This window comes from Cobetia sp. BL01 (assembly GCF_056493605.1).
The window spans coordinates 169,838-195,074 of record NZ_JBVBEE010000002.1 but is presented as its reverse complement, the minus strand read 5'-3'; the positions used below and the strand labels follow the sequence as shown (position 1 = coordinate 195,074).

Here is a 25,237-nt window from a genome sequence, read left to right as displayed (position 1 = left end):
ATAATAGCGGCATCTTCTAGCGTCGATATGCCATTATCGGGCTGGTTGTTGCTTTCTTGAGACAGCCGGGTGGTGAAGTTGCCACATTACCGAGTTTATCGAACAGTGTTAGATTACTCTCCTAACGCAGCGGCACGCCCCTCAAGTGTTATCCAGGGGCATGGCTGACTGGCCGACGAGCCAGGCTGCAACACTATTCGGTGAGGAGAACACGCATGAACAAGTCCATCCTGATTGGCGCGATCGTTGCTGCACTGGGCATTGGTGGTGGAGTGGCGATCGGCAGCTATACGGCCAGCAACTCAGGCCCTGAATACGCCGATATCGTGGCGGTGGATGCGGTGACGGAAACCGTGACCACCCCGCGTCAGGTATGCCACAACGAGACCGTGACCCATCAGGCGCCCAGCAAGGATACCCACAATGTCGTCGGCACTGCCGTCGGTGCGATCGTCGGAGGCGTGGTGGGCAATCAATTCGGCGGTGGCAACGGCAAGAAGGTATTGACCGCCGCGGGTGCCGTGGGTGGCGGCTATGCCGGCAATCAGATCCAGGGACAGATGAAGAAGGGCGATACCTACACCACGACCGAGCAGCGCTGCGAGACAGTGCAGGATGCCAGCGACAAGGTGGTGGGTTATGACGTCAAGGTCGACATGGGCGACGAGACTCGCACCGTGCGTCTTGAAGACAAGCCGGACGTGAAGCGCTTCGAGATTCGTGACGGTGAGCTGGTACTGCCACAGCAGGGCTGAGGCCAGATAGCCGAGCGGTCAGGCGGAGACGAAGAACGTCGACAGGCGCGGCTCGATGAGTTCTCTCAAACGTTTCCCTCGATCGCTCTGCGCAATAGTCGCCAGACCAGAAGACCCCCGACGGAATCCGTCGGGGGTCTTCTGGTTTCTGGGCATCACATCGTGCCCTGTTCTGTCAGCCTGCCAGACCGTTAGCTGGCATCTGCCGTGGCCGGCAGTGCCTTGGCGATCTCACGTGCCAACTGCTCGCCGGTCACACGCCAGCCTTCGCCCAGGCTGTTGACCAGTGCCGGATAGCCGTCATCCGTCAGTGGAGTCAGCGTCTGGATGTCGCCTTCCTCCAGCACGCTGCCATCCACGCCGCGCAGGCGCCAGCGACCGGTGATGACGGACTGGCCATCATGGCGACCGATGAAGCGATCCAGGCTGACGCTCAGGCGGGCACCCTTCAATCCGCTCAGGCTGGTATCCGCGATACGGTACTGGCTCAGCGGCTGGGCGGGGCTGGCTTTCAGCTGGTTCAGCAGCTGGCGGGTCAGCATGTCCTGCAGGTCATCGGCCCACAGGTTCTGGCTGGCCTGTACCAGGGTGATGTCGTCCGTCTGATAGACCAGACTGCCGCCTTCCAGATAGCTGGCCAGTTGCACCGGCATCACTTCCAGCAGGGGCGCATCGGCGGCAACGCTGCGCTGGGCAGCGGTCTGTGTCGTCTGTGGCAGCAGGTAAGCGCCACCAGTGGCGGCGGTCGTGCAACCCGCCAGTGTGCCGAGCATCAACAAACCTGCCATCAGGCCGCCGAAGCGGCCCTTGCGCGACGTTGAAGTGCGCGGTGAGGCAGACGCGCTGCACGCTTGCGGCATGGCTGCCGTGCGGGTCGAGAGACTCATGGCTGTTGTCATCATTGGGCCCTCGGAATCGGATCACGGGTCGTCGGTTTGTCGAAGATCAGGCTTGAGGGATTCTTCTCCAGCGTGTCGAGCAGCGGCTCGGCCTTCTTGAGCACGCGGTCCAGGCGCTCGAGATCTCCCTCCAGCTTGCGATAGGCAGAAGACTCCGGTGTCAGGCCATCCAGGGTGCGATTGAGGTTGTCGAGGCTGGTGCTGATGTCGCTCGGCAGCTTCTGTACCTCATCGGAACCCAACAGGGAATCGACATGGCCGGCGGTCTTGTCGAGACGCTTCACCAGGCTCTCGGAGGCTGACAGGGTCTTGTTGAGATTGCCCAGTACCGGCTCGATGTCCAGGCCATTGAGCTTGTCGAGCAGCGCATTGAGCTTGGCTTCCATCTGCGCGAGGCCGCCTGACACGCTGGGCATGACCTCGATGTCATCGAAGGTATCGGTCTTGTACGGCGGTGGATTGTCATAGAAGTCCAGGTCGACGAACAAGGCACCGGTCAGCAGGTTGCCGGACTTGAGCGTCGCGCGCAGACCACGCTTGAACAGTCGCTCCAGTCGCTTCTCCCACTGCTTGACGCCTTCATCATCGACCTGACCCTCGAGGCGTTCCGGTTCGATGCGAATCAGCACGGGAATCTCGAAGCTGGAGAGCGTGCGTACCCGCTGATGGGTCAGGCGGTAGGGCACGCTGACCACCGTGCCCAGTCGCACGCCGCGGAATTCCACCGGTGCGCCACGCGACAGGCCGCGCACGGTGTCGTCGACCATGATCACGTAGTCGATGGCCTGATGGAAGCTGCCTTCACGGGCCTCTTCCTGATCGGAATACAGGGTGAAGGAGGTGTTCTCCACCACAGGGCGGCCACGCGGCAGGTCCTCGGGGATGCCGAAGGCGACCCCGCCGCTCAGTACGCTTTCCAGTGACCCCACGTCCACCTGAAGCCCCTGGGAGTCCAGGCGCAGGCTGACCCCGCTGGTGGACCAGAAGCGCGTGGTCGAGGTCACCAGCTCGTTGTAGGGCGAGTCGATGTACAGGGTGTAATGCATTTCCTTCTCGCTGGGGCGGAACTCGCTGGATTCCACGCGCCCCACGACGAAGCCCTCGTAGGTGACGGGGTCGCCATCGGACAGCACGCTGCCATCATTGCTGGTCAGGTCGATGCGCAGCCCCTTGGCGTCCTGGGTCGTGACCGGAGGTTGCTCCAGCGCCACGAAGTGGTCGGCTTCCTCGCGACTGTCGCCGGGCTGCAGCTGGATGTAGGCGCCTGACAGCACGGTATTCAGACCACTGATGCCTTCGCGTCCGATACGCGGCTTGACCACCCACAGACGCGTGTCCTCATTGAGCATGCGCTCGCTGTCCTTGGACATGCGTGCCGTGACGATGGTCTTGTCGAGGTTGTCCGACAGGCGTACGGATTCGACCTTGCCGACCTCGACGTTACGGGTCTTGATCAAGGTCTTGCCGGCCTCGATACCTTCTGCCGTCTCCATCTCGATGGTGATCTGCGGGCCACGGCTGGCGATGTTGTGCCACACCATCCAGGCACCGATCAGCAATGCCACGATCGGGACGATCCAGATCGGCGAAAGACGGCGTCGGCTTTCACGACGCGCACGAGAGTCATCACTCATAGGTCATCCTGTGACGGTGAATCGATAGGGGAGGAAGCGGGGGAGACCTCACGTTCCTTGCTTGCCTGGAGAAGGCCGCTGGTCGCGACTCGCGCCTCCTGTGGCGTATCCCAGACAAGACGTGGATCAAAGCTCTGGGCGGACAGCATCGTGAGCACCACCACGCTGGCAAAGGACAGCGCTGCCGGCCCCGGGTGCACGGACATCAGGGCGCCCAGCTGGATCAATGCCGCCAGCAGCGCCACCACGAAGACGTCGACCATCGACCAGCGGCCGATGTACTCGGTGATGCGATACAGCGTGACGCGCGCGCGGGCATGCTGGACCTGCGGGCGTTGCGCACTGAGACACAGCCAGGCGATGGCGATCATCTTGGAGGCCGGCACCAGGATGCTGGCAATGAAGATGACCATCGCGATGGGCCAGTCTCCGTGGGACCACAGCACCACGATACCGCCGGCGATGGTCTGCGGGTCGCTCTCGCCCAGACTCACGGTACTCATGATCGGGAAGAGGTTGGCCGGCAGATACAGTATCAGCGCCGCGATCAACCACGCCCAGGTACGTTGTAGACTATGTGTCTTGCGCTGATGGACCGGGTCGCCGCAGCGCCGGCAGTTGACGTGCTGGTCCTGCGTGCATTCATTGATCAACCCGCAGCTGTGACAGCTGCCCAGCCCCTGCAGCGCGGCCCCCAGCCCCGGTCTGGCTGTCTCCGGGGCCGGCGGCTCGCCCGCCAGAGCGAACCACATGCGATCACCGTCGATGCTGGCCAGGGTCTTGGTCATCAGCAGGGCGAAGGCACAGAAGGCCCAGAACGACGGGCCGAAGCTGATATCGGCCATGCCGGCGATCTTGACCAGACTCACCATCACGCCCACAAGGAAGACATCGGCCATCATCCAGGGGCGCAGATGGCTGAGCGTTCTGGCAATGCCGCGAATGCCGGGCAACGCCACCTTCAGGCCGATGGCCGTGTGGGTGTAGATCACCCCGATCAGGTAGAGCGCCGGCAGCAGCACGATGGTCAGAATTAGCAGCACCGCCAGCGAAGGATACGACTCTGCCGTCAGCGCCGCTGGCGTGTCCACCAGACTGAGGCTGGCGGAGATGCCGCGGGTGGCAAAGGCGATGAACTCGAAGGGCAGCGTCAGCCCCAGCATCACCAGGCACGCCGTCGCCAGTGCCAGGGTGCGCTGGACGGAATGGGCGTGGCGTTGGGCGAAGAGATGATCACAGCGTGGGCAGCGCGCCCGCTCGCCGGTCTTGAGCGCCGGAAGGGCCACGACCAGGTCACAGCATTCGCATGCGCGAAGTCGCCGCCGTGAGACGCTGCGCGTGACAGGCGCGAACAGTGTCGGCGGGTCACGTCTTTCCAGGGTATGGCGCGCAAGACGACGCAAGGCAGCTAGAGGACGAGGCATGTCTCTCCTGAATGAAGGGGCGCGTTGGCGCCATGCCGGACAAGGGCGAGTGGCGAGAATGACGGGGGCGAAGTCCGGGTGACTGGCGCCTGCCCCGGCGGCAGGCAAACACTGTTCGATACCTGCATGATGCCGCAAAACTCGCCTCGCACTCAATGCCCGCCAATGCGAAGCATCGCTCACGAGACATCACGGGCACCCGTGCCGTCATCGATCCACCAGACGCATGAACCGACACGCCGCCCGGAGAGGGCGGCATGCAGGGCCATCACGCGAGGTGACGGCAATGAGGAAGCGTGCGATCAATGCTCAGACAAGATCGTCTTCCTGGCTTGCGGCTTCATGGGCCCGCTTGAGCTCTTTCGGCTCCCCGAACACGCGGCGAACCACCACATAGCAGACCGGCACCAGGAAGATCGCCAGTACCGTGGCCGAGATCATCCCGCCGATCACGCCGTTGCCGATGGCATGACGGCTGGCCGCACCGGCACCGGTCGAGATGGCCAGTGGCACGGCCCCCAGGGTGAAGGCCATGGAGGTCATCAGGATCGGGCGCAGGCGCATGCGTACCGCTTCCATGGTGGCGTCGATCAGTGAGCGGCCCTGGACCTCGAGGTCCTTGGCGAATTCGACGATCAGGATCGCATTCTTCGCCGAGAGCCCGATGGTGGTCACCAGGCCGACCTGGAAGTAGACGTCATTGTCCAGGCCACGCAGCCAGGTGGCGAGCAGGGCGCCGAGGACCCCCAGCGGGACGACCAGCATGACGGAGAACGGAATGCTCCAGCTCTCGTAGAGCGCGGCCAGACACAGGAAGACGAAGACCAGCGAGATGGCATACAGATAAGGAGCCATGCCGCCACTCTGGGATTCCTGCAGTGAAATGCCCGTCCATTCCAGCGCGACGCCATTATCGAGCTGGCCGACCATGTCTTCCATGGCCTGCATGGCCTGACCGGTGGAGTAACCCGGTGCCGCCTGACCCAACAGTTCCATCGAGGAGACGCCATTGTAGCGTTCCAGCTGCGGAGACCCATAGGTCCACTCACCGTGGATGAAGGCGTTCAGTGGCACCATCTCACCAGAGGTGTTGCGGACGTACCACTTCTTGAGATCTTCTGGCTGCATGCGTGCGCTGGCTTCTGCCTGCACGTAGACCTTCTTGGTGCGGCCGTTGTCGAGGAAGTCATTGACATAGCTCGAGCCCCACGCCGTGGAGAGAGTCGAGTAGACCTCTGACAACGAGACGCCCATCGCTGTCGCCTTGAGCTCATCGATGTTGAGCGTGAACTGCGGACTGTCCTCCAGACCATTGGGACGCAGGCCGGTCACTGCTGGATTCTGAGCTGCCATTCCCAGCAGTTGATTGCGTGCATTGGTCAGCGCTTCATGGCCGATACCACCTCGGTCCACCAGCATCATGTCGAAACCGCTGGCGTTGCCCAGTTCCATGATCGGTGGCGGGTTGATGGCGAAGACCACGGCTTCCTTCAAGGTGTTGAAGTAGCTCTGAGCTTGTCCGACCACGCTGAAGGAGTCACGAGTACGTTCATCCCAGGGTTTGAGGTTGATGAACGCCAGGCCCATGTTCTGGCCTCGGCCAGCGAAACTGAAGCCGGCGACGTCGAACATTTCCTGAACGGCATCTTCCTGATCGACGAGGAAGTGATGCTCGACCTTTTCCAGCGTCTCGAGCGTCTGTTCCTGAGTGGAGCCCACCGGCAGGATGACCTGATTGAACAGATAGCCCTGGTCTTCATCGGGCAGGAAGCCCGTGGAGATGCGAGTGAACAGTACCCCGCAGCCGACCACGATCAAGGCGTAGACCAGCATGGAACGGCCAGTGCGCTTGAGCATGCCACTGACGCCTTTCTGGTAGCGCGCGTTGGAGCGGTCGAAGACCCGGTTGAACAGCCCGAAGAAGCCGGTGGTCTTCTCCTTGGTCGGCTTCAGCAACGTGGCGCACAGGGCCGGTGTCAGGATCAACGCCACCAGCACGGACAACGTCATGGCCGAGACGATGGTCACCGAGAATTGACGGAAGATTGCCCCTGTGGTGCCGGGGAAGAAGGCCATCGGGATGAACACGGAAGACAGCACGAGACCGATGCCGACCAGAGCGCCGGTGATCTGTCCCATTGACTTGCGCGTCGCCTCGAGCGGCGAGAGCTTTTCCTCATGCATCACGCGCTCGACGTTCTCCACCACCACGATCGCATCGTCGACCAGCAGCCCAATCGCCAACACCATGGCGAACATCGTCAGGGTATTGATGGAGAAGCCCATCACTTCCAGCACCCCGAAGGTGCCCAGCAGAACGACCGGGACGGCGATGGTGGGGATAAGCGTGGCACGGAAGTTCTGCAGGAACAGAAGCATTACCAGGAAGACCAGCGCCACGGCTTCCAGCAGCGTCATCACCACTTCTTCAATGGAAATCTTGACGAAGGGCGAGGTGTCGTAAGGTACCTTGAAGCTCATGCCCGGGGGGAAGTAGTCGGACAGCTCACCGAGACGATCCTTGACGGCTTGTACGGTGTCCAGTGCGTTGGCACCCGAGGCGAGCTTGATGCCCAGCCCTGCAGCAGGCTTGCCATTGTAGCGGCTGACGGTGCTGTAGCTTTCCGCCCCTTTCTCGACACGGCCGACATCTCGCAGATAGACCTGAGAGCCATCTTCCTGTGTCTTGAGCAGAATGTTGCCGAACTGTTCCGGTGTCTCGAAGAGTGTCTGAGCCACGATGGTAGCGTTGAGCTGCTGACCCTTCACTGCCGGCAGGTTGCCAAGCTGGCCCGAGGCGATCTGGTTGTTCTGCGTGCTGATGGCCGTGGTGACATCGCTGGTGGTCAGCTTGAAGTTGTTGAGCTTCTGCGGGTCAAGCCAGACGCGCATGGCCCCCGGTGCGCCGAACAGTTGAGTTTCGCCCACGCCCTGAACGCGAGCTACCTCGTCCTGAATATCGGAGGCGACATAGTCGGTCAATTGCTGTTTGGTCATGCTGCCATCGTCAGAGACGAAAGCTGCCACCATCAGAAAGCTGCCGGACGATTTGGTGACCGAGACACCCTGGTTCTGGACGGATTGCGGCAGGCGCGGGGTAGCCAGCTGCAGCTTGTTCTGCACCTGCACCTGAGCGATGTCGGGATCGGTCCCAGTGTCAAAGCTCAGCTCGATGCTGGCATTGCCCTGGGAGTCTGAACTCGAACTCATGTACAGCAGATTGTCGATGCCGTTCATCTGCTGCTCGATGACCTGAGTCACCGTATCTTCTACCGTCTGGGCTGAAGCGCCGGAGTAGGTGGCCTGAATGGTAATGCTGGTCGGGGCCAGCGAGGGATATTGCTCGATCGGCAGCTTGAGGATACTGAAGATACCCCCCAGCATCACGATGATGGCGAGCACCCAGGCGAAGATAGGGCGATCGATGAAGAATCTGACCATGACGTTTGAGGCTCCTGGAACGTCGTTCGGGACGTGCCGCCAGTCAGGCGTGATACGCATAGCTCAGTGACTGGCGACAGTGGCGCGAAAAGAGGCGGCAGGCTTACTGGCGATTGCCAGTCCCGGCCGGTTCACTTTCCGAGGAGTCGCTGGCCGCAGTCTCGGACTGAGCCGAGCCATTCTGGTCAGTGCTCGTCTCGTTGGCAGCGATCTCGACCGTGGCACCCGGCTTGATCTTCTGCAGTCCGCTGACAATGACCTTGTCATTGTTGTCGAGGCCATTGGTCACCAGCCACTGATTGTCGATGGCCTGACCGATCACTACCTGCTTGGCTTCGACCTTGTTGTCAGCATTGACCGTCATCACGCTCGCATTGCCTTTGCTGTCACGACTCACGGCTTTCTGCGGAACCAGAATGGCATCCCTGGCCACCGTCTCCGTCAGGCGGGCACGCACGAACATGCCGGGCAACAACAGCTCGTCCTCGTTGGGGAACAGAGCGCGCAGCGTGACCATGCCGGTACCTTCATCGACGGTGATATCCGCAAACTGCAACTTGCCCTGAGTGCCGTATACGCTGCCATCTTCCATTACCAGTTCCACCGATGCTTGAGCCGGTGCTGCGGCGGCATCGCGATTCTCGGCCAATTCACGCTTGAGGCGCAGAACTTCGGTAGCGGACTGGGTCACGTCAACATAGATGGGGTCGAGCCGCTGGACCGTTGCCAGGCTGGTGTCCTGGCTTGCCGTGACCAATGCGCCCTTGGTGACGCTCGACTTGCCGATACGACCGCTGATGGGGGCCTTCACCACGCTGTAATCCAGATTGATCTGGGCGCTGGTTAGGGCAGCCTTGGCAGAGGCGACATCGGCGCGATCCTCGCCGACGGTCGCCACGGCATCATCATAATCCTGTTGGCTGACCATCTTGCGTGCCACGAGGTTCTTGAAGCGCTTGGCCTTGAGGCTGGAGGTGTTGAGGCTCGCCTCGGCACGCGCCAGACTCGCCTTGGCGCTCTCGACATCGGCGCGATAGGTGCGTGAATCAATGTGATAAAGCGCCTGCCCCTCCTTGACGTCACTGCCTTCGGTGAAGTCACGCGATTCGATGATGCCTCCCACCTGCGGACGTACTTCAGCGATCTGATAGGCGCGCGTGCGGCCCGGCAGCTCGGTGGTGATAGGCACATCCTGCGTGGTGACGGTAATGACATCGACCTGAGCGGCCTGGCTTGCACCTGCGGAGGGGCCTTGGGCAGCCTCTTCCTTGTCGCCGCTACAACCGGCCAACAGGGCACCGATCAGCAGCAGGCTTGCCGGAAGCAAGCCAAGGCGGCGGGCATTGACGGCCAAGGGTTGTCTCTGCAGGCGGGGTAGACGGAGGGAAGTCGGGGCCATGGAGCGTCCTTTACGAAGTTCAGGGGCTGAGGTGCGTTTCAATCGTCACACCCTGGCCCGCCGCGGGTGCGGCACGCCAAGGCAATGGTGTCATGATGAGAAAAATATTTAGCCAGCTATTCTATCGGAATGGCGAGGCGGCTGTATGGTTGTTTTGTGCAGTTATTGCGCATCGTGCTGCAACAGATTGTTGCCAGGTGATCAGCACCTTATGTTCAGGCTTGCATGATCCTGGCAATACCTTTCTCTTGCCATCATGTGGATCGTTCTCATGCATTGCCCCACTCTAGCTTCGTGAGACATGAGGCGGTGACAGCCCATCCTATGCGTCAATGGTGCATAAGTTAGCAGATAGAGGTGTATGAATGCTGAACCACTGCGCACCGGGAAGAAATTTTGCCCGAAGGGCGTGGCGCGGTGATCGAGCATCTCATTCAGGGAGGCAGTGCCAGGAAGGTGTCGATGAGGAGTTGTGAGACCACGGGCGGAACGACGAGAGTGCCGTGATCAGGGGACCGAGGCTCTCCCTGTCTTCCGGCAGGCGTGACTGACGTGACAGGCGCAGGCAGGGGCGATCAGCGAAGGCGTCCTCCAGTCTGGCCGCCCACTGGTACTGCTGCTCACGCCAGCTCGTGATCCAGTCGGCCTGTGCTTCCCCGGAGGAGGGCGAGCTTGCGCCCGACACCTCTGACGGGGCATCCGGCAGGCATTGATTGATGATCAGGCCGCCGACGCAGAGCCCATGGCTTTCCAGTGCCTCGCGCGTACGGAGCGTCTCCAGACAGGGCAGCTTCTCTGGCGTACTGACCAGGATGACGCGCGCCCGGCTGGCATCCGTCAGGCACCGACGCAGCGCTTTGTAGCGGGTACGACGTTGCTCCAGCGCTTCGCTGATCGGGTCTTCGGGGGCAGAAGATCCGGTCTCGCTGGCGGTGGCTGTCTGCTGGCTGTCCAGCCACAGGCTGCGCTCCGCGACGGCTCGCCGGCGCTGGCCCAGCATGCCTTCCAGCCAGCCGCCCAGCACCTCCGGCAAGCTCAGCAGTCGGATGGTATGCCCGCTGGGAGCCGTATCGAACAGGATGTGTCGATACGATGAGCTGTCCGGTGCCAGTGGGGCCGGCGGGGTAAGGATGATCTCGACCAGCGCATCGAAGAGCGCCGCTTCACTGGTGCCCGGTGCATGGCGTGCGAGTGCCAGCTGGCGCATCACCGTGGCGCTGCGCTCTCCGCTGACCAGTGGCGCGATGCGTTGGCGTACCTCCTCGAGATAGCGCTCGCACTCCTGTTCGGGGTCCAGCTCCATCACATCCAGGCACGCCGCGATGGCGCGCGGTCTGCCTCCCAGATCTCCGAACAGATCGCCCAGATTGTGCGCCGGGTCCGTCGACACCAGCAGTGTCGGCTCGCCTTTCTCTGCCAGCGCCAATGCCTGCGCCGCCGCGCAGCTGGTCTTGCCGACACCGCCCTTGCCACCGAAGAACCAGATCTCGGGGCGGGGGGCGGCGCCTTCCTCTTGCGTATCACGCACCCTGCCGGGGTCGGAGCGGCCTTCGGCTGCATGCGTGCGTCGGGTCCCATCCTGTCGGCGACGCCGCCTGAGCCAGTTCAGCAGCATTTGATCCCTTCCAGCGGTGAATGCTCAAGCCCCTGGCGCAGGTGCCAGTCGTGCATGCGCTCCAGCATCAGCGGCAGCATTTCCAGTGAGACGGAGGGTGCCGGATTGGGGATTCCCATCAGCTCGGCGAAGCTCATCATCATGAAGATGTCTTCCTCCTCGCGGGCGAGCTGCGCCAGGTCACGTTGCTGATTGACGCGCAGCATGGCCTCCCAGCCATCCCGCAGCCCTGCGGCACCAGTCAACAGGCGCCTCGTCAGTCCGGGGTGTCGTGGCGAGCGCGCCATGCGGGAGTCGTCATCAGCTCTCATGGGCGCTCACCTGGGCGGGGGCTTTCAGGCTGCGGCTGGCCTCCAGCAGAATCCACAGCGCGAATACCATGATCAGGCTGCCGAAGGTGAACAGCAGCCATTGCGGGTCGTTGCTGCCCATGCCGGACCAGTCCAGGACTACCTGCTGCACCATCGCCCACAGGGTCATGATCATCAGGAAGACCATCGGAGCCAGGGTGTAGATCACCGGGCGTCCCTGACGCTTGAGCCAGACCGAGATCAGCATCAGCGAGATCCCTGCCAGCAGCTGGTTGCTGGTCCCGAACAGCGGCCACAGCAGATAGCCGCCGGAACCGAAGCCCTTGGGCCCCTGCGGCAGGATGACCAGCGCGGCGCTGGAGATGACCGCGATGCTGGTCGCGACGTGCTTGTGGCTGAGTGCCGGCATGCCGTACTCGCTGCCCAGCTCCGCGATGATGTAGCGCATCAGACGTACCGCGGAATCCAGTGTGGTGGCCGCGAAACTCACCACGATGACCGCCACCAGGGTACTGCCGATGCTGGCCGGCAGGCCAAGGTGCGAGATCAGCTGTCCTGCACCCTCCACGAAGCTGGAGAGCCCGTTGGCACCGGCGGCGGCGAAGCTTGAATAGGTGGCGGTGAAATCGGCCTGGGTCCCGAAGAGGGTCGCTACCGCGATGATGGAAATCAGCGCCAGCATGCCTTCGCCCAGTGCGCCGGTGTAGCCGATCATGCGTGCATCCGGCTCATGGGCAAGCTGCTTGGAGGTGGTCCCCGAGGCGACCAGTCCATGGAAGCCCGAGATCGCGCCGCAGGCGATGGTGATGAACAGCAGCGGATAGAAGGACATCTCGGCTTCGGTGTTGTAGGCCGGCGCCGTGAGATGTGGGCCGCCCACGGCGAGCCCCAGATACAGTAGCACCAGCCCGACCACCAGCTGATGGGAATTGATGGTGTCGCGCGGTTGCAGCAGCTTCCACACCGGCAGCACCGAGGCGATGTAGACATAGGCCATCAGCACGACGATCCACACCAGGAAGGCACTGGAGATCGGTGAGAGGCCGAACAGCAAGGTGCCATCCTCGCCGCCTGCCATGGCGGTGAAGGTGCCGGCCAGATCAATCTGCAAGAATTCGTACTGGCCGGCCAGCAGGGCAGCGGCATACATCACCAGCAGCGCCAGTATCGAGGGCAACAGCATCTTGCCGCCACGCCGATAGACACGATGGCCGATCCAGACCGCCAGCGGAATCTGGATGAGCACCGACAGCACGCTGGCCGGGAAGTTGATGAACAGGTTGGCGATCACCCAGGCGAACACCGCGTTCAGCATCAGCACCAGAATCAGGATGATGAACAGGAACAACAGCTTGGCGCGCTTGCCGATCAGCTTGTCCGCCAGCGTGCCGATGGACTGGCCACGATGACGCGCCGAGAGCGTCAAGGTACCGAAGTCATGGACTCCCGCGGCAAACAGGCTGCCCAGCACGACCCAAAGCACCGCCGGCAGCCAGCCCCAGTAGACGGCGATCGCCGGCCCGACGATGGGCGCTGCACCGGCGACCGAGGTGAAGTGGTGGCCCCAGAGTATCCAGCGATTGGTCGGCAGGTAGTCGGTGTCATCGCGCAGCGCATGGGCGGGAGTCACGTAATCGGGGTCGAGACGGAAGATGCGTTCCGCCAGAAAGCGCGAGTAGAAGCGATAACCGATGGCAAAGGCGAGACAGCCGAACAGGGCGAGCCAGATGGCGTTCATGGGGCGTTCCAGTAGGCGTGTGAGTGGGGCGACGGCAGTGCATGGCGTGTCATCGGCGTGACGCTAACATCTATATTTGCGCATATAACTTCGCCATTGGTCGCCCCGGGCTGACCCGACGTGGACCCTGTCTGCAAGCGCAGGCAAGCAGGTGGAATGCGCGCGGTGCGTGGAGACATCGCGGAAGTCGCCCGGGGCCCTGCCGGCGCTTGTCTGGTGGAACCGCGTAGCCGCTGTTGCACTTCCTCGCCTTGCGACCAAGGAGTATCAGTGGGTTGATCCACGCGACCTTGTGTTCCGCCCAGCTCTTCTATACTCCAAGCAAGTCGGAGCACAGGGAGTCGCTCATTGCCGTCATCCGGATGAGGCTCTCGATAACAATGACAAGGAGGCGCCGATGTCGTGGATCGCGGAATGCCTTTCCCGTGTCACCGCACTCCGGTGGCGGCGCTCGTGGCGCCCGATGACGGCGGTGTCACTGATGGGGCTCGTTCCCGCGGCATGGGGAGTCGAATACAACATGCCGGTCGGCGTCACGGCCGTCAGTCGCGAGATCCACTCCCTGCACATGATCATCTTCTGGATCTGTGTGGTCATCGGGATCGTGGTGTTCGGTGTGATGGGGTACGCGATGGTCAAGCATCGCAAGTCGCGTGGTGCAGTCGCGGCCAGCTTCCACGAGAACACCCGCATCGAGATTCTATGGACCGCCATCCCGTTGCTGATCCTGGTGGTGATGGCAGTCCCCGCCACCGCCACCCTCAAGGACATGTACGACGCCTCCGAATCGGCGCTTGACGTGAAGATCACCGGGCACCAATGGCGCTGGCAATATGAGTATCTGGGCGAGGATGTCGCCTTCACCTCAAGTCTCGCGACCCCGCGCGAGCAGATCAACAACACCGCCGCCAAGGGCGAGCATTACCTGCTGGAAGTCGACAATCCGCTGGTGCTGCCCATCAATCGCAAGGTGCGCTTCCTGACGACGTCCTCCGATGTCATCCACTCCTGGTGGGTGCCGGACTTCGGCGTCAAGAAGGACGCCATCCCCGGCTTCATCAACGAGGCCTGGACCCGCATCGAGACACCCGGCACCTATCGTGGCCAATGCACCGAGCTGTGCGGCAAGGACCACGGTTTCATGCCGGTGGTGGTCGAGGCGCTGCCGGAGGCCGAATTCGACGAGTGGCTGATCGCACGCAAGGCCGAGGCCGAAGCGTCACGCAATGATGCCGGACGCGACTGGAGTCTCGAGGAGTTGATGGAGAAGGGCGAGAAGACCTACGCCACCATCTGCTCCGCCTGTCACCAGCCGGACGGCCAGGGCATGCCCCCGGCATTCCCCTCATTGGTGGGGAGTGCCATCGTCACGCAGGACATGCAGGCGCACATCGATATCGTGGTGAACGGCAAGGCAGGCACGCCCATGGCGGCCTTCGCCGATGTGCTCAGTCCGGTCGAGCTTGCGGCTGTCATCACCTATGAGCGCAATGCCTGGGGCAACGATACCGGCGAGCTGGTACAGCCAGCCGTCATCAAGGAACAGCTGTCTCAATAGCGTGCAAGCGACGCATTCAGGAGGCGTGTCATGGCCAGTGAACAGCCACGCAAGGCGGTACTTCAGGCCAGCGAGAGCGAGGGGACAGCCGGTGGCTATTCCGCAGGCGGCTCCCATGCGGGAGGAGACCATGGCACCGCGCCGCGCGGCATGCTGCGCTGGCTATTGACCACCAACCACAAGGATATCGGCACGCTCTATCTGATCTTCTCGCTGAGCATGCTGTTCATCGGCGGCATCATGGCACTGGTGATCCGTACCGAGCTCTTTCAGCCCGGCCTGCAGATGGTGCAGCCGGAGTTCTTCAACCAGATGACCACCATGCATGGGCTGATCATGGTGTTCGGTGCCATCATGCCGGCCTTCACGGGACTGGCCAACTGGATGATTCCGCTGCAGATCGGCGCCCCTGACATGGCGCTTCCGCGTCTCAACAACTTCAGCTTCTGGCTGTTGCCGGTCGCCTTCCTGCTGCTGCTTTCCACCCTGTTGATGGAGGGCGGGGGGCCCAACTTCGGCTGGACCTTCTACGCACCGCTTTCCACCACCTATGCGCCGCCCTCGACCAGCTTCTTCATCTTCTCGCTGCACATCGCCGGCATCAGCTCGATTCTCGGCGCCATCAACATCATCGCCACCATCCTCAATCTGCGTGCGCCGGGCATGCGCCTGATGGACATGCCGCTGTTCGTCTGGACCTGGCTGATCACCGCTTTCCTGCTGATCGCGGTGATGCCGGTGCTGGCGGGTGCCATCACCATGATGCTGTTCGACATCAACTTCGGCACCAGCTACTTCAATGCCGCAGGCGGGGGAGACCCGGTGCTGTTCCAGCATCTGTTCTGGTTCTTCGGCCATCCCGAGGTCTACATCATGATCTTGCCGGCCTTTGGCATCGTGTCCGCCATCGTGCCGACCTTCTCGCGCAAGCGATTGTTCGGCTACGCCTCGATGGTCTACGCCACCGGTTCCATCGCCATCATGTCCTTCCTGGTCTGGGCGCATCACATGTTCGCCGTCGGCCTGCCATTGGTGGCGGAACTGTTCTTCATGTACACGACGATGCTGATCGCGGTGCCGACCGGCGTGAAGGTCTTCAACTGGATCGCCACCATGTTCCGCGGCTCCTTGAGCTTCGAGCCCCCGATGCTGTTTGCCATCGCCTTCATCGTCCAGTTCACCATCGGCGGCTTCTCGGGGTTGATGCTGGCCATCGCGCCAGCGGATTTCCAGTATCACGACACCTATTTCGTGGTGGCCCATTTCCATTACGTGCTGGTGCCCGGCGCGTTGTTCGCGATTCTCGCCGGGGCCTATTACTGGCTACCCAAGTGGACTGGCTTCTATCCCCACGAGGGGCTCTCGAAATGGCATTTCTGGATGTCGGTCATCGGCGTCAATCTCACCTTCTTCCCGATGCACTTCTCGGGGCTGGCCGGCATGCCACGGCGCATTCCGGATTACGCGCTGCAATTCGCCGACTTCAACATGCTGTCCAGTATCGGGGCCTTCCTGTTCGGTATCTCGCAGCTGCTGTTCCTGGTCGTGATCATCAAGTGCGCGCGCGGCGGTATCAGGGCGCCAGCCAAGGCCTGGGAAGGGGCGGTGGATCTTGAGTGGAGCGTGCCAAGCCCGGCACCGCTGCATACCTTCGAGATACCGCCTCAGACCCGCGATGGTCAGATCATCCGCTGAGCGATAGCCAGCGGCCAGGAGAGTGACATGTCCTCACGCGATCACGCAGCACAGCAACAGGCGGTGGCACGTACCGTGCGGCGCACGCTGCTGGCGCTGGTCGGGATGCTGGGCTTCGCCTTCGCGCTGGTGCCGCTCTATGACGTCTTCTGCAATCTCACGGGCCTCAATGGCAAGGCCGCCAGTCAGGCCAGGGCTGCGGTGGCCATGGAGATCGACGAGAGCCGTTGGGTCTCGGTGCGCTTCATCACCCAGCAGGGACAGGGTCTGCCCTGGACACTCGAGGCGCTGGATGAGCAGTTCCGCATTCATCCCGGCGGCCAGTACCGCGCGCGCTTCGTGTTCACCAATCACGCCGATCATCCGGTGCGTGGTCGTGCGGTCCCCAGCGTCAGTCCTGCCGAGGGCTCGCTGCATCTGCGCAAGATCATGTGTTTCTGCTTTCAGGAACAGACGCTGGCGGCGGGAGAGCGGCGTGAGTTGCCGCTGGTCTTCCAGGTGGACCCGGATCTCCCCGAGGGCATTCGCGACCTGACGCTGGCCTATACCCTTTACCCGGTCACGATGCCGTCGATGCCGGCGGGCGACCTGGCAGAGAACTCTGCAGGAGGTGAACGATGAGCGGTAGCAGCTATTACGTTCCGGCACATAGTGCCTGGCCCATCCTCGGTGTGCTGGCCGTGGGTGGGATGATGATCGGCACGGGAATCTGGATGGTGCATGGCAGCGCCGCCTGGTTGTCAGGCATCGGCATGCTGGCCGTGGTGCTGGTGATGGCAGGATGGTTTCGCGATGTCGTTCGCGAGTCGATGGGCGGCCTTTACGACGATCAGATGGACCGCTCGTTTCGTTGGGGCATGGCGTGGTTCATCTTCTCTGAACTGATGTTCTTCGCTGCCTTCTTCGGCGCGTTGTTCTACGTACGAACTTTCGCGTTGCCATGGCTGGATGGTGAGGGTGCCAAGGGCGTGACGGCGCTGTTGTGGCCTGATTTCACGGCCAGCTGGCCCTTGATGAATCCGCCGGATGCCAGCATTGCCGGACCGAAGGAAGTGCTGTCCCCCTGGCAGTTGCCGCTGGCCAATACGCTGCTGCTGGTCAGCTCCAGTGTCACCCTGACGGTGGCCCATGAGGCGCTGAAGATGGGATATCGCCGCACGGCGCGCAACTGGCTGGCGGGTACCGTGACGCTTGGGGTGTGCTTCCTGCTGTTGCAGGGGCTCGAATATTACGAGGCCTGGCATCACCTGGGGCTGACGCTTCAAGCCGGTGTCTATGGCGGTACCTTCTTCCTGCTGACCGGCTTTCATGGCCTGCATGTCACCATCGGCACCGTGATCCTGATCGTGATGCTGGTTCGGGTGATTCGCGGTCATTTTTCCCGCGAGCGCCATTTCGCCTTCGAGGCGGCTGCCTGGTATTGGCACTTCGTCGATGCGGTGTGGATCGGCCTGTTTCTGTTCGTCTACGTGTTCTGAGGCAGGCCGAAGAGCGTCGAGCGCGAGTCAGTTCAGCATTCCGGTGGAGAAGCCCATGACCAGCAGAATCACCAGACAGACCGCCAGGCCCACTCGCCACTTGAGAGACGTCAGCAGGCGCCGACTGCGGCTGCCGTCGTGCAACAGAAAGCCGGCTCCGGCGATGAGACTTGCCAGCATGCCGACGAAGACCAGCGCGATCAGCGATTTGAGCAGCATGTCACCTCCCGGGGCGCAGACGTTGCTAGGCGAGGGCAAGGCTCTCGCTCGCCCCGTATCTGACAGTCGAGCCCATCCGGCAGACAAGCGCAAGTCGGCGGTGACAGCGCTGGCGTCACCGGAGGCACCGCAGGAGCGATGTGTCGGGCGTGGCTGGTGGCTGTTCTGGGGATGCCTGATCGTGCTGGGCCTGTGTCTGTGCAGCTGGCAGGTGATGCGAGGCCAGGCGCGAGCCCAGCATCTGGAAGATACGGCCAGTGCGCCGGAACTGGTGATGCCGACGGCACCGCCAGCGAGTGCCAGCCTGATCGAGCTGCAGGGCGAGTGGCTCGCGGAGCACAGCCTGTTACTGGATAACCGGACGTTGGACAAGCGCCATGGCGTGGCGGTGCTCACGCCTTTCAGGTCCCGGGATGGCCGCTGGTGGCTGGTGGAGCGGGGCTTCGTGGCATCGCCAGCGCCACGTGCGGACCCGGAGTTCATCACCCCTGAAGGCTCTCTGGTGATCAGGGGTCGCTGGCAGTGGTTGAACGGCCAGGGGACCAGCGGTGGGCCACTGTTCGGCCCCAACCGGGAGGGGCAGCGGTTGCAGCAGGTGGATCTGAGTGCCTGGAAGACGCTTGGCGCTCCGGCGTTTGCCGGCATCGTGCACCAGGCCGGCGGTGCGGGAAGGTTCTTGCCCTGGTGGCAGCCGAGCAACATGACGCCTGAGCGCCATTACGCCTATGCCCTGCAGTGGCTGGGGCTCAGTCTCGGTGCGGCGGTGGTGATGATCGTGGGCGCGCGCCGCCAACGACAGGCCGCGCTGCGTCAGCGTCAGGTCTAGCGAGTCAAGGGACGTCTTGCTCTGGAGGAGGTGGTATGACACACGTGATGCGACAGCGTCTGAAACTCGTGGCATTGCTGGGGCTGCTGTCTGCCCCGTTGCCATTGGCGTGGGCCATGCTGAGTGTGCAGGTGGGGATACCCGAAGGGCGGGTGGCGAACGGTGCCTTGCTGCCGGACGTGATGCTGCTGCAGGACTGGTCACTGGAGTATCTCGTGAGTGCATCAGCCCCGCGACAGTCCGGGGATGACAGTGGCATGCCGCCCAGAGCCGCTCAGGGCGCGGATGAGCAGCGCTTCTGGCTCAGCTGGCCGGAGCCGGGGCGGTCGGAGCTGGCCACGGCGCAGGCCGAACGTTGGTGGCGTCTGCACCGCGCCCTAGGCAAGGAGGCGCCGCGGCTGGGGCGTCTAGTGGTGGCCGAGCAGTCCTTTCAGCATCCCCAAGTACCGGGGGAGCAGCGTGCGCTGGGCCATTGGCCCTCGGCGAATGGCGCCGGGGCCTCGCCACAGCCGTTGCGCTTGATCGACCCACAGGGGCGAGTCGTGGTGGCATACGGCCCCGAGATCACACCGCAGGCCGTCATGAAGGATGTGCGCCGATTGCTCAAGCGCAATCCGGCTGCGCCGCGCTGAGCTGAGCGTGTGATGCGTCGATCACTCGCTCGCCCCTAGCTCTCCAGCAGGGAGATACGCCATGTCTCGCCTTGTCTCGCACCCGCGCTACCCTCTACGTCCCCGTGTCAGCGCGCGCGCCCGTCAGCGCGGTGCCGCGCTGATACCCCCGCCGCCGTTCCTGCGTCCCTCAACCTCTGCCACTTCGCTGACAGGGCATCCTTTGTCTGGGAGTGTGCCGGGAATCACACCGCTGACCGCTGCTGATGACTCGATGGCCCGGCAGGCAGTCAGTCAGACAGACATCCTGCGTGTGTGGCGGATGGCTCGGCAGCTGGTCGCCGGCATGCTGGGACTGGTCATTCTCGTGATCGGTCTCGGGGCCTGGACGCGCCTGGTGGATGCCGGCCTGGGATGCCCCGATTGGCCTGGCTGTTATGGCGCTCTGGTGGTGCCGGATGCGCACACGGCAAGCTTGCATAGTCCTCACCACCCTCTGGAGGGTTACAAGGCATGGGCAGAGATGATTCACCGCTATGCGGCGAGCCTGCTCGGCCTGGCATCACTGGCTTTGCTCGTGCTGGGCTGGCGTGTCCGGCGGCGTGAGCGCCGCCTGCGGCTTACCCGGTCGGCGGCAGGCATGCGTCATCGGGCGCTGGACATGGCTACCTGTTTCCCGCTGGCAGGGTGCTGGCTGTTGCTGGCGGCATTGCTGATACAAGGTGCCTTCGGCGCCTTTACCGTCACGCTGAAGCTTTGGCCACAGGTGGTGACGTTGCATCTGTTGGGCGGCCTGGGCGTGGCGAGTCTGCTGCTGTTGCTGTGGTTGTCACTGACGCGACGACTGGCGGCGCGTGGCGCGAGAGCAACGCTGCCCAAGGCGGCGGACGATCACGGGCATCGTGTCTTGCGTCAGCCGTGGCTGGCCACGCTGGCAGCGGCACTGTTGCTTGGACAGCTGGCATTGGGAGGCTGGACCTCGAGCAATTACGCCGGACTCGCCTGCGAGGGTTTCCCCACCTGCAATGGCTCGCTGTGGCCGGCGATGGATTGGGGAGAGGGCTTCCATCTGTCTCAGGATGTCGGCCCGAGCTATCTGCACGGACAGCTGCATGGGGAGGCGCGTACCGCCATCCATCTGGCGCATCGCGGTGGAGCGGTGTTGCTGGGCGCAGTGCTGCTGATGCTCTACTGGCGCCAGCGGCGTCATGTGCAATCCGGGCATCCCGAGGCCGTCCTTTCAACGCGATCTTCCTCTTCACTGGCACGCCCGCTGGCGGGCGATAGGCGCTTCATGACCACGGGGACGCTCAATCCCTGGGGCTGGGCGCTGGCAGCCTGGGGGCTGCAGGCTGGGCTGGGGATCGCCAATGTGCTGTGGTGGCTGCCACTGGATCTGGCGCTGGCGCACACCCTGGGGGCCGTCATGCTGACATTGGCGATGGTGTGGGCGATGGATCGGATGAACCAGGCTCACCGGGCTAAGCGGACGGGAATGTGTCAGACGCTGGCCTGAACGGCATGCTGATGACTGTCCCGCTGACGCAACGACGCCGCTCATGAGAGCGGCGTCGTTTTGTTTGCCAAGGCGCACCGCGGGCGGTCTCGAGACTTGCGAGAGTCTCAGGCGGCGTGACCGAAGCGTTCCTGCAGATAGGCATTGATGGTGTCGGATTCGTACATCCATTCCTCGCGGCCATCGTCATGGGTGATCAGCAGGCACGGCACCTTGACGCGACCGCCACCCTGTTCGAGGGCCTGGCGGTGAGTGGCGTTGTGCTGGGTGTCGCGCTGCTCGATGTTCAGGTTCAGCTGATGCATGCGTTTGCGCACCTTGATGCAGAACGGGCAGGTCGAGAATTGATACAGCGCCAGCCTGGCGGTCTCGGCATCGACTTCAGCCTGCTGGGCAGGACTGCGCTCCAGTGCACTGCCACGGGTCAGCTTTTCGCTGATCAGCATGAAGGGGGCCAGTACCAGTCGCAGAGTGCGGAAGAACAGGCGGATGATGGGGCGCATGGAAATACCTCGTGTACAGGCGGATGGTGATATGAGGTGAGTGCTTGCGCGTCGGGCCAAGCCCTCGGTCAGCGCTCGCAAAAGCGGTGGGTTGCAGAGTGTGCGGCCATTCTAGTGTTCGTCGGCGGCTGCGTCTGCCCCATGGGCGTTGCGAATGTGGGTCATCAGCGATTGACGCAGCCAGCGATGGCCCGGGTCCTGCTCGTGGCTGGCATGCCAGATGAGGCGATAACTCAGGGCCGGCAGTTTCAGCGGCAGTTCGCGAATGACCAGTCCGTGTTGCTGGCGGCTGGCCTGGGCGAAGCTTCTGGGTGCGCAGAAGATGAGCTCACTGTGCGCGACGATGCTCAAGGCATCCCGGAAGTCCGGCACCAGTACCTTGATGCGACGCGGAGCACCATGCCGTTCGAGCCGCTCATCCAGCGACCAGCGAGAGCGGCCCTCGCAGGTGGCCTGGACATGATCGAGCGTGGCGAACTCCTCGAGAGTCAGCGGCACCGAACGCTCGAGCAGTGGATGGCCGTCGCGCAGCAACATCACGTGATCATCGCGCCACAGGGTGTGCGAGTGGAAGCCTCTCGGTAGCGCCGGAGGCTCGCTCGGCGTGTCGGTCGGATGGTCGTGTGCCCCGAGGCCGATATCCAGCAGGCCTCTTTCCATCAGATTGAGACAGTCGGCCTGCCAGCGACTGATCTCGAGACTGCCGAGCGGGAGGGCCTGGGTGAGGGCGCGGGTACAGGAGGGCATCAGCGTCGCCCAGGCGCTCTCCAGCACGGCCAGCTGGAAGCGTCGGCGACTGGTGGCGGGCGTGAAGGTCGGCGGTGCGCTGAGATGCTCGAGACGCGAGAGCAGCTCGGCAAGCTCACCCCTGAGCCCGAGCGCACGTGGCGTGGGTCGCAGGCCATGACGCTCTCGAATGAAGAGGGGGTCATCGAACATCGCTCTCAGGCGAGCCAGGCTCTTGCTGACGGCCGACTGGGAAAGGTGCAGACGGCCCGCGGCCCGCGTGACGCTGCATTCTTCCAGAAGCACCTGCAATACCTGCAGGAGATTGAGGTCCAGGCGCGGATTGAGGAGGCCGGGTGACCGGATGCCAGCATTGGAGGGAGCATGGCGGGAAGTCGAGGTCATGAATTTCGCCAGTGGAATATCAGGGCTGAAATAATATCATTTTGCAGCATAAGTCACAGGCGCTAGTCTCTGCAGCTTCCGACTCGCTCGCCACTCGCCGCTGAGCTGCCTTCCGACACCATGAGAGACTCCATGTCCGCGTCTTCCTCCGCTACCGCACGGCCCCTGCCGAGTGCCCGACAACTGCTGCTGCTATTGGTCGGCTGCGTGATGTTCTCGCCGCTGGCGATCGATATCTATCTCCCTTCGTTGCCGGCGATGGCGCGCGAGTTTGCGCAGCCCACCGACGTGATGCAGATGACGGTGACCCTGTTTCTCGGTGCGGTGGGGGTCGGCCAGATTCTGGTCGGGCCGCTGACGGACCTCTATGGTCGTCGTCCCGCCTTGCTGGGCGGCGCGCTGGTCTATCTGGCAGGTGCCGTGGTCGCGACGCTGGCCCAGGACATCGGCATGTTGTATGTCGGGCGCATCCTGCAGGGGCTGGGTGCCTGTGCCACCGTCACGGTGGCCTTCGCGGCGGTGCGTGACTGCTATACGCCGGAGCAGGGTGCCAGGATGTACAGCTACCTCAACGGCGCGTTGTGCATCATTCCGGCGTTGGCGCCGGTTCTGGGCGGCCTGCTGGCGGTGCAGTTCGGGTGGCGTTCCAACTTCCTGTTCATGGGGTTCTTCGCGCTATGCGTCGGGTCAGCCGCCTGGCGGCTGTTCGCCGAGACGCGCCCCGCCAACACGGTGGTGGAGCGTCCGCTCTACAATTGGGCGCGGTATCGTCCGGTGCTGACCAGCTGGCGCTTCCTGTATCAGGCGCTGGTGGCCATGTCGGCGATGAGTGCGATCCTGCTGTATGTCTCCTCCTCTTCCGAGTTGCTGGTGGAAACGCTCGGCCATTCCGAGCTTGCCTTCAGCGCGATGTTTGGGGGCAACGCCGTGATCAATATCCTGACGTTCTTCTTCGCACCGCGCGTGATCACCCGACTGGGACGCCAGCCGACGGTTCGGCTGGGACTGGCGATCATCCTGGTCTCCGGGCTGATGCAAGGGGCCGCCATGGCCTGGCTGCCGTTGTCGGCGGCAGCCTTCATGGTGCCGGTGGGAGTGCTGTCAGTCGGTTTCTCGCTGGCCCTGGGCGCCGCTTCCAGTCTGGCGCTGGAAGCCTTCGGTGAGCGTGCTGGTACGGCGGCGGCGCTGTTGGGCAGTATTCAGCTGGGGGGCTCGGCCATCGTGGCCACCGCGCTGCTCAGTACCCCGCTGGCGCCGCAACAGGGATTGCTCCTGATCAGCGTGGTGATGATTCTTCCCTTGCTGTTGCTGGGCGCGCGCCGTCAGCCGGGGCTTGGCGTCGATGAGACACCTCAGGGCAGCTAACCGATGTGGGCACGCGTGGGTGGTTCATTCCTGAGGCCTGACGGGAGTATGCTTGTCGCTCGATCCGCATGTCGCCAAGGAGACACCACATGGAATCAGCGGCGCGTGTGCGCGTGATACTCAACGGTGAGAAGGCACAGCAGCCTGAGCTGCGTGATGCCTTGTTCGCCCAGCGTGAGCGCACCCAGGGGTTGGAGATACGTCTGACCTTCGAAGCACAGGATGTCGCGAGGTTGGTGGATGAAGCGATCGCGGAAGGCGTCACACGCCTGATTGCCGGGGGCGGGGATGGCACGCTCAACCTGCTGGCCAATGCGCTGATGACGCATCCACGGGCTCAACGTCCGGAACTGGCCATTCTTCCGCTGGGGACGGCCAATGACCTGGCGACCTCGCTCGGGATACCGCCCGGTATCTCCGAGGCGCTGGCACTGGCCTGTGAAGGGCAATCACGAGCGGTGGATCTGGTGCAGCTCGATGATGCCTACTTCCTCAATGTCGCCTCGGCCGGTTTCGGGGCGGAGGTGACCCGCTCGACCCCGGCCGGACTCAAGAAGCTGTTCGGGGGTGGGGCCTATTCGCTGATGGGCGTGCTCAAGGCGTGGGATTTCCGTCCCTATCGAGGACGTCTCACGCTCGATGGGGTCGAGGAAGAGCTTGCGCTGTTCGTGCTGGCCATCGGCAATGGTCGGCAGGCCGGTGGCGGGCAGGAGCTGGCGCCACGGGCCTTGCTCGATGATGCCGGTTTCGATGTGCTGGTGATTCGTGATTTCCCCATCGCGCGCATCGGTGAGGTGGTGGAAGAGTTGGAATCCCTGCCTGAGAACGGTCATTTCGTGCGTTATGTGCGTACCGATACGCTGCGCTATCGAGGGGAGCCGCTGCCGGTCAATCTGGACGGCGAGAGTCATCTGATCGAGGACAGCGAGTTCAGTATCGCGCCACAGGCTCTGCAACTGGTGGTGCCGGCGGATACCGAGCTGTTGCAGGCGAAGCGCTAGCGCTCCTCTCATCATCGATGCCAGTCTGGTACACGAGCGCAGTCTGAGGTTTACTCGGGCTGCGCTCGTGGCATTTTCAGCACGAGATTTCTTCAGTCTCTTGGCCGCAATGGACGAG

At 63.0% G+C, this 25,237-nt stretch carries 21 protein-coding genes; 10 read left to right on the top strand and 11 right to left on the bottom strand.

The window, feature by feature from the left end; genetic code table 11:
- Nucleotides 1-215: 215 nt before the first annotated feature.
- Nucleotides 216-755 (top strand): glycine zipper 2TM domain-containing protein, encoded by a 540-nt coding sequence (locus tag ACZYGA_RS04535; RefSeq protein WP_084209110.1) that lies wholly within the window; start codon nucleotides 216-218, stop codon nucleotides 753-755.
- A gap of 191 nt (nucleotides 756-946) precedes the next feature.
- Here the strand turns inward: ACZYGA_RS04535 and ACZYGA_RS04530 are convergent, their stop codons facing one another.
- From ACZYGA_RS04530 to ACZYGA_RS04495, 8 genes are all read right to left on the bottom strand, one after another.
- On the bottom strand, nucleotides 947-1,642 hold the full coding sequence (locus ACZYGA_RS04530; protein WP_479398461.1) for a PqiC family protein: 696 nt from the start codon (nucleotides 1,640-1,642) through the stop codon (nucleotides 947-949).
- 11 nt (nucleotides 1,643-1,653) lie between these two features.
- Nucleotides 1,654-3,288, bottom strand: a complete 1,635-nt coding sequence (gene pqiB, locus ACZYGA_RS04525; RefSeq protein WP_479398458.1) for an intermembrane transport protein PqiB — start codon at nucleotides 3,286-3,288, stop codon at nucleotides 1,654-1,656.
- Entirely contained in the window at nucleotides 3,285-4,712 is a 1,428-nt protein-coding gene (locus ACZYGA_RS04520; protein WP_084209107.1) for a paraquat-inducible protein A, read from the bottom strand. The genes pqiB and ACZYGA_RS04520 overlap by 4 nt, the downstream gene beginning before the upstream one ends.
- Before the next feature lie 309 nt (nucleotides 4,713-5,021).
- Nucleotides 5,022-8,153 carry an efflux RND transporter permease subunit gene (locus ACZYGA_RS04515; protein WP_176492971.1) on the bottom strand — a complete coding sequence of 1,044 codons (3,132 nt, stop codon included), beginning with the start codon at nucleotides 8,151-8,153 and terminating at the stop codon, nucleotides 5,022-5,024.
- 103 nt (nucleotides 8,154-8,256) lie between these two features.
- A complete protein-coding gene (locus ACZYGA_RS04510) occupies nucleotides 8,257-9,552 on the bottom strand; it encodes an efflux RND transporter periplasmic adaptor subunit (RefSeq protein WP_479398457.1) in 1,296 nt (431 codons plus the stop codon).
- Between the two features lie 430 nt (nucleotides 9,553-9,982).
- The gene (locus ACZYGA_RS04505) at nucleotides 9,983-11,167 is read right to left on the bottom strand and encodes an ArsA family ATPase (protein WP_404624704.1); all 1,185 of its coding nucleotides are present in this window, start codon (nucleotides 11,165-11,167) and stop codon (nucleotides 9,983-9,985) included.
- A complete protein-coding gene (locus ACZYGA_RS04500) occupies nucleotides 11,158-11,478 on the bottom strand; it encodes a cory-CC-star protein (RefSeq protein ID WP_479398455.1) in 321 nt (106 codons plus the stop codon). Before ACZYGA_RS04500 ends, ACZYGA_RS04505 begins: the two co-directional genes overlap by 10 nt.
- Complete coding sequence (locus ACZYGA_RS04495; protein ID WP_077372250.1) at nucleotides 11,468-13,216, bottom strand: carbon starvation CstA family protein; 1,749 nt, start codon at nucleotides 13,214-13,216, stop codon at nucleotides 11,468-11,470. Before ACZYGA_RS04495 ends, ACZYGA_RS04500 begins: the two co-directional genes overlap by 11 nt.
- A gap of 397 nt (nucleotides 13,217-13,613) precedes the next feature.
- Here ACZYGA_RS04495 and coxB point away from each other — a divergent pair, with 397 nt between their 5' ends.
- From coxB to ACZYGA_RS04475, 4 genes are read left to right on the top strand one after another with little or no spacing between them, the layout of a single operon-like run.
- Nucleotides 13,614-14,774: a cytochrome c oxidase subunit II gene (gene coxB / locus ACZYGA_RS04490; RefSeq protein WP_389370604.1), complete on the top strand. Its 1,161-nt coding sequence runs from the start codon at nucleotides 13,614-13,616 to the stop codon at nucleotides 14,772-14,774.
- A 30-nt stretch (nucleotides 14,775-14,804) separates the two neighbouring features.
- Nucleotides 14,805-16,469 carry a cytochrome c oxidase subunit I gene (ctaD, locus tag ACZYGA_RS04485; RefSeq protein ID WP_479398453.1) on the top strand — a complete coding sequence of 555 codons (1,665 nt, stop codon included), beginning with the start codon at nucleotides 14,805-14,807 and terminating at the stop codon, nucleotides 16,467-16,469.
- Between the two features lie 27 nt (nucleotides 16,470-16,496).
- On the top strand, nucleotides 16,497-17,090 hold the full coding sequence (locus ACZYGA_RS04480; RefSeq protein WP_077372256.1) for a cytochrome c oxidase assembly protein: 594 nt from the start codon (nucleotides 16,497-16,499) through the stop codon (nucleotides 17,088-17,090).
- Nucleotides 17,087-17,947 (top strand): cytochrome c oxidase subunit 3, encoded by an 861-nt coding sequence (locus tag ACZYGA_RS04475; RefSeq protein WP_479398452.1) that lies wholly within the window; start codon nucleotides 17,087-17,089, stop codon nucleotides 17,945-17,947. Before ACZYGA_RS04480 ends, ACZYGA_RS04475 begins: the two co-directional genes overlap by 4 nt.
- Nucleotides 17,948-17,974: 27 nt before the next feature.
- Here the strand turns inward: ACZYGA_RS04475 and ACZYGA_RS04470 are convergent, their stop codons facing one another.
- On the bottom strand, nucleotides 17,975-18,166 hold the full coding sequence (locus ACZYGA_RS04470) for a DUF2909 domain-containing protein (RefSeq protein WP_077372262.1): 192 nt from the start codon (nucleotides 18,164-18,166) through the stop codon (nucleotides 17,975-17,977).
- On the opposite strand from ACZYGA_RS04470, the gene ACZYGA_RS04465 reads away from it, so the two are divergent.
- The 3 genes from ACZYGA_RS04465 to ACZYGA_RS04455 all read left to right on the top strand — a co-directional run bounded on the left by ACZYGA_RS04465 (nucleotide 18,165) and on the right by ACZYGA_RS04455 (nucleotide 21,119).
- Nucleotides 18,165-18,992, top strand: a complete 828-nt coding sequence (locus ACZYGA_RS04465) for an SURF1 family protein (RefSeq protein ID WP_479398451.1) — start codon at nucleotides 18,165-18,167, stop codon at nucleotides 18,990-18,992. The two genes, ACZYGA_RS04470 and ACZYGA_RS04465, sit on opposite strands and share 2 nt — an antisense overlap.
- 35 nt (nucleotides 18,993-19,027) lie before the next feature.
- Nucleotides 19,028-19,624: a hypothetical protein gene (locus ACZYGA_RS04460; protein ID WP_479398449.1), complete on the top strand. Its 597-nt coding sequence runs from the start codon at nucleotides 19,028-19,030 to the stop codon at nucleotides 19,622-19,624.
- Nucleotides 19,625-19,925: 301 nt separating this feature from the next.
- A complete protein-coding gene (locus ACZYGA_RS04455; protein ID WP_479398618.1) occupies nucleotides 19,926-21,119 on the top strand; it encodes a COX15/CtaA family protein in 1,194 nt (397 codons plus the stop codon).
- A gap of 107 nt (nucleotides 21,120-21,226) precedes the next feature.
- On the opposite strand, the gene ACZYGA_RS04450 is transcribed toward ACZYGA_RS04455, so the two are convergent.
- Nucleotides 21,227-21,622 carry a glutaredoxin family protein gene (locus ACZYGA_RS04450; RefSeq protein WP_176502748.1) on the bottom strand — a complete coding sequence of 132 codons (396 nt, stop codon included), beginning with the start codon at nucleotides 21,620-21,622 and terminating at the stop codon, nucleotides 21,227-21,229.
- A gap of 111 nt (nucleotides 21,623-21,733) precedes the next feature.
- Nucleotides 21,734-22,753, bottom strand: a complete 1,020-nt coding sequence (locus ACZYGA_RS04445; protein WP_289862989.1) for a LysR family transcriptional regulator — start codon at nucleotides 22,751-22,753, stop codon at nucleotides 21,734-21,736.
- Nucleotides 22,754-22,885: 132 nt separating this feature from the next.
- Here ACZYGA_RS04445 and ACZYGA_RS04440 point away from each other — a divergent pair, with 132 nt between their 5' ends.
- Nucleotides 22,886-24,118: a multidrug effflux MFS transporter gene (locus ACZYGA_RS04440; protein WP_176502746.1), complete on the top strand. Its 1,233-nt coding sequence runs from the start codon at nucleotides 22,886-22,888 to the stop codon at nucleotides 24,116-24,118.
- An 89-nt stretch (nucleotides 24,119-24,207) separates the two neighbouring features.
- Nucleotides 24,208-25,119, top strand: coding sequence for a lipid kinase YegS (yegS, locus tag ACZYGA_RS04435; RefSeq protein ID WP_077372280.1), 912 nt, complete (start codon nucleotides 24,208-24,210; stop codon nucleotides 25,117-25,119).
- The last annotated feature ends 118 nt before the right edge of the window (nucleotides 25,120-25,237 follow it).

Excerpts from the sequence above, each read along its gene's own strand:
- ACZYGA_RS04535 (WP_084209110.1), top strand. The coding sequence starts at position 216 with ATGAACAAGTCCATCCTGATTGGCGCGATCGTTGCTGCACTGGGCATT.
- ACZYGA_RS04530 (WP_479398461.1), bottom strand. The coding sequence starts at position 1,642 with ATGAGTCTCTCGACCCGCACGGCAGCCATGCCGCAAGCGTGCAGCGCG.
- pqiB (WP_479398458.1), bottom strand. The coding sequence starts at position 3,288 with ATGAGTGATGACTCTCGTGCGCGTCGTGAAAGCCGACGCCGTCTTTCG.
- ACZYGA_RS04520 (WP_084209107.1), bottom strand. The coding sequence starts at position 4,712 with ATGCCTCGTCCTCTAGCTGCCTTGCGTCGTCTTGCGCGCCATACCCTG.
- ACZYGA_RS04515 (WP_176492971.1), bottom strand. The coding sequence starts at position 8,153 with ATGGTCAGATTCTTCATCGATCGCCCTATCTTCGCCTGGGTGCTCGCC.
- ACZYGA_RS04510 (WP_479398457.1), bottom strand. The coding sequence starts at position 9,552 with ATGGCCCCGACTTCCCTCCGTCTACCCCGCCTGCAGAGACAACCCTTG.
- ACZYGA_RS04505 (WP_404624704.1), bottom strand. The coding sequence starts at position 11,167 with ATGCTGCTGAACTGGCTCAGGCGGCGTCGCCGACAGGATGGGACCCGA.
- ACZYGA_RS04500 (WP_479398455.1), bottom strand. The coding sequence starts at position 11,478 with ATGAGAGCTGATGACGACTCCCGCATGGCGCGCTCGCCACGACACCCC.
- ACZYGA_RS04495 (WP_077372250.1), bottom strand. The coding sequence starts at position 13,216 with ATGAACGCCATCTGGCTCGCCCTGTTCGGCTGTCTCGCCTTTGCCATC.
- coxB (WP_389370604.1), top strand. The coding sequence starts at position 13,614 with ATGTCGTGGATCGCGGAATGCCTTTCCCGTGTCACCGCACTCCGGTGG.
- ctaD (WP_479398453.1), top strand. The coding sequence starts at position 14,805 with ATGGCCAGTGAACAGCCACGCAAGGCGGTACTTCAGGCCAGCGAGAGC.
- ACZYGA_RS04480 (WP_077372256.1), top strand. The coding sequence starts at position 16,497 with ATGTCCTCACGCGATCACGCAGCACAGCAACAGGCGGTGGCACGTACC.
- ACZYGA_RS04475 (WP_479398452.1), top strand. The coding sequence starts at position 17,087 with ATGAGCGGTAGCAGCTATTACGTTCCGGCACATAGTGCCTGGCCCATC.
- ACZYGA_RS04465 (WP_479398451.1), top strand. The coding sequence starts at position 18,165 with ATGTCACCTCCCGGGGCGCAGACGTTGCTAGGCGAGGGCAAGGCTCTC.
- ACZYGA_RS04470 (WP_077372262.1), bottom strand. The coding sequence starts at position 18,166 with ATGCTGCTCAAATCGCTGATCGCGCTGGTCTTCGTCGGCATGCTGGCA.
- ACZYGA_RS04460 (WP_479398449.1), top strand. The coding sequence starts at position 19,028 with ATGACACACGTGATGCGACAGCGTCTGAAACTCGTGGCATTGCTGGGG.
- ACZYGA_RS04455 (WP_479398618.1), top strand. The coding sequence starts at position 19,926 with ATGGCTCGGCAGCTGGTCGCCGGCATGCTGGGACTGGTCATTCTCGTG.
- ACZYGA_RS04450 (WP_176502748.1), bottom strand. The coding sequence starts at position 21,622 with ATGCGCCCCATCATCCGCCTGTTCTTCCGCACTCTGCGACTGGTACTG.
- ACZYGA_RS04445 (WP_289862989.1), bottom strand. The coding sequence starts at position 22,753 with ATGACCTCGACTTCCCGCCATGCTCCCTCCAATGCTGGCATCCGGTCA.
- ACZYGA_RS04440 (WP_176502746.1), top strand. The coding sequence starts at position 22,886 with ATGTCCGCGTCTTCCTCCGCTACCGCACGGCCCCTGCCGAGTGCCCGA.
- yegS (WP_077372280.1), top strand. The coding sequence starts at position 24,208 with ATGGAATCAGCGGCGCGTGTGCGCGTGATACTCAACGGTGAGAAGGCA.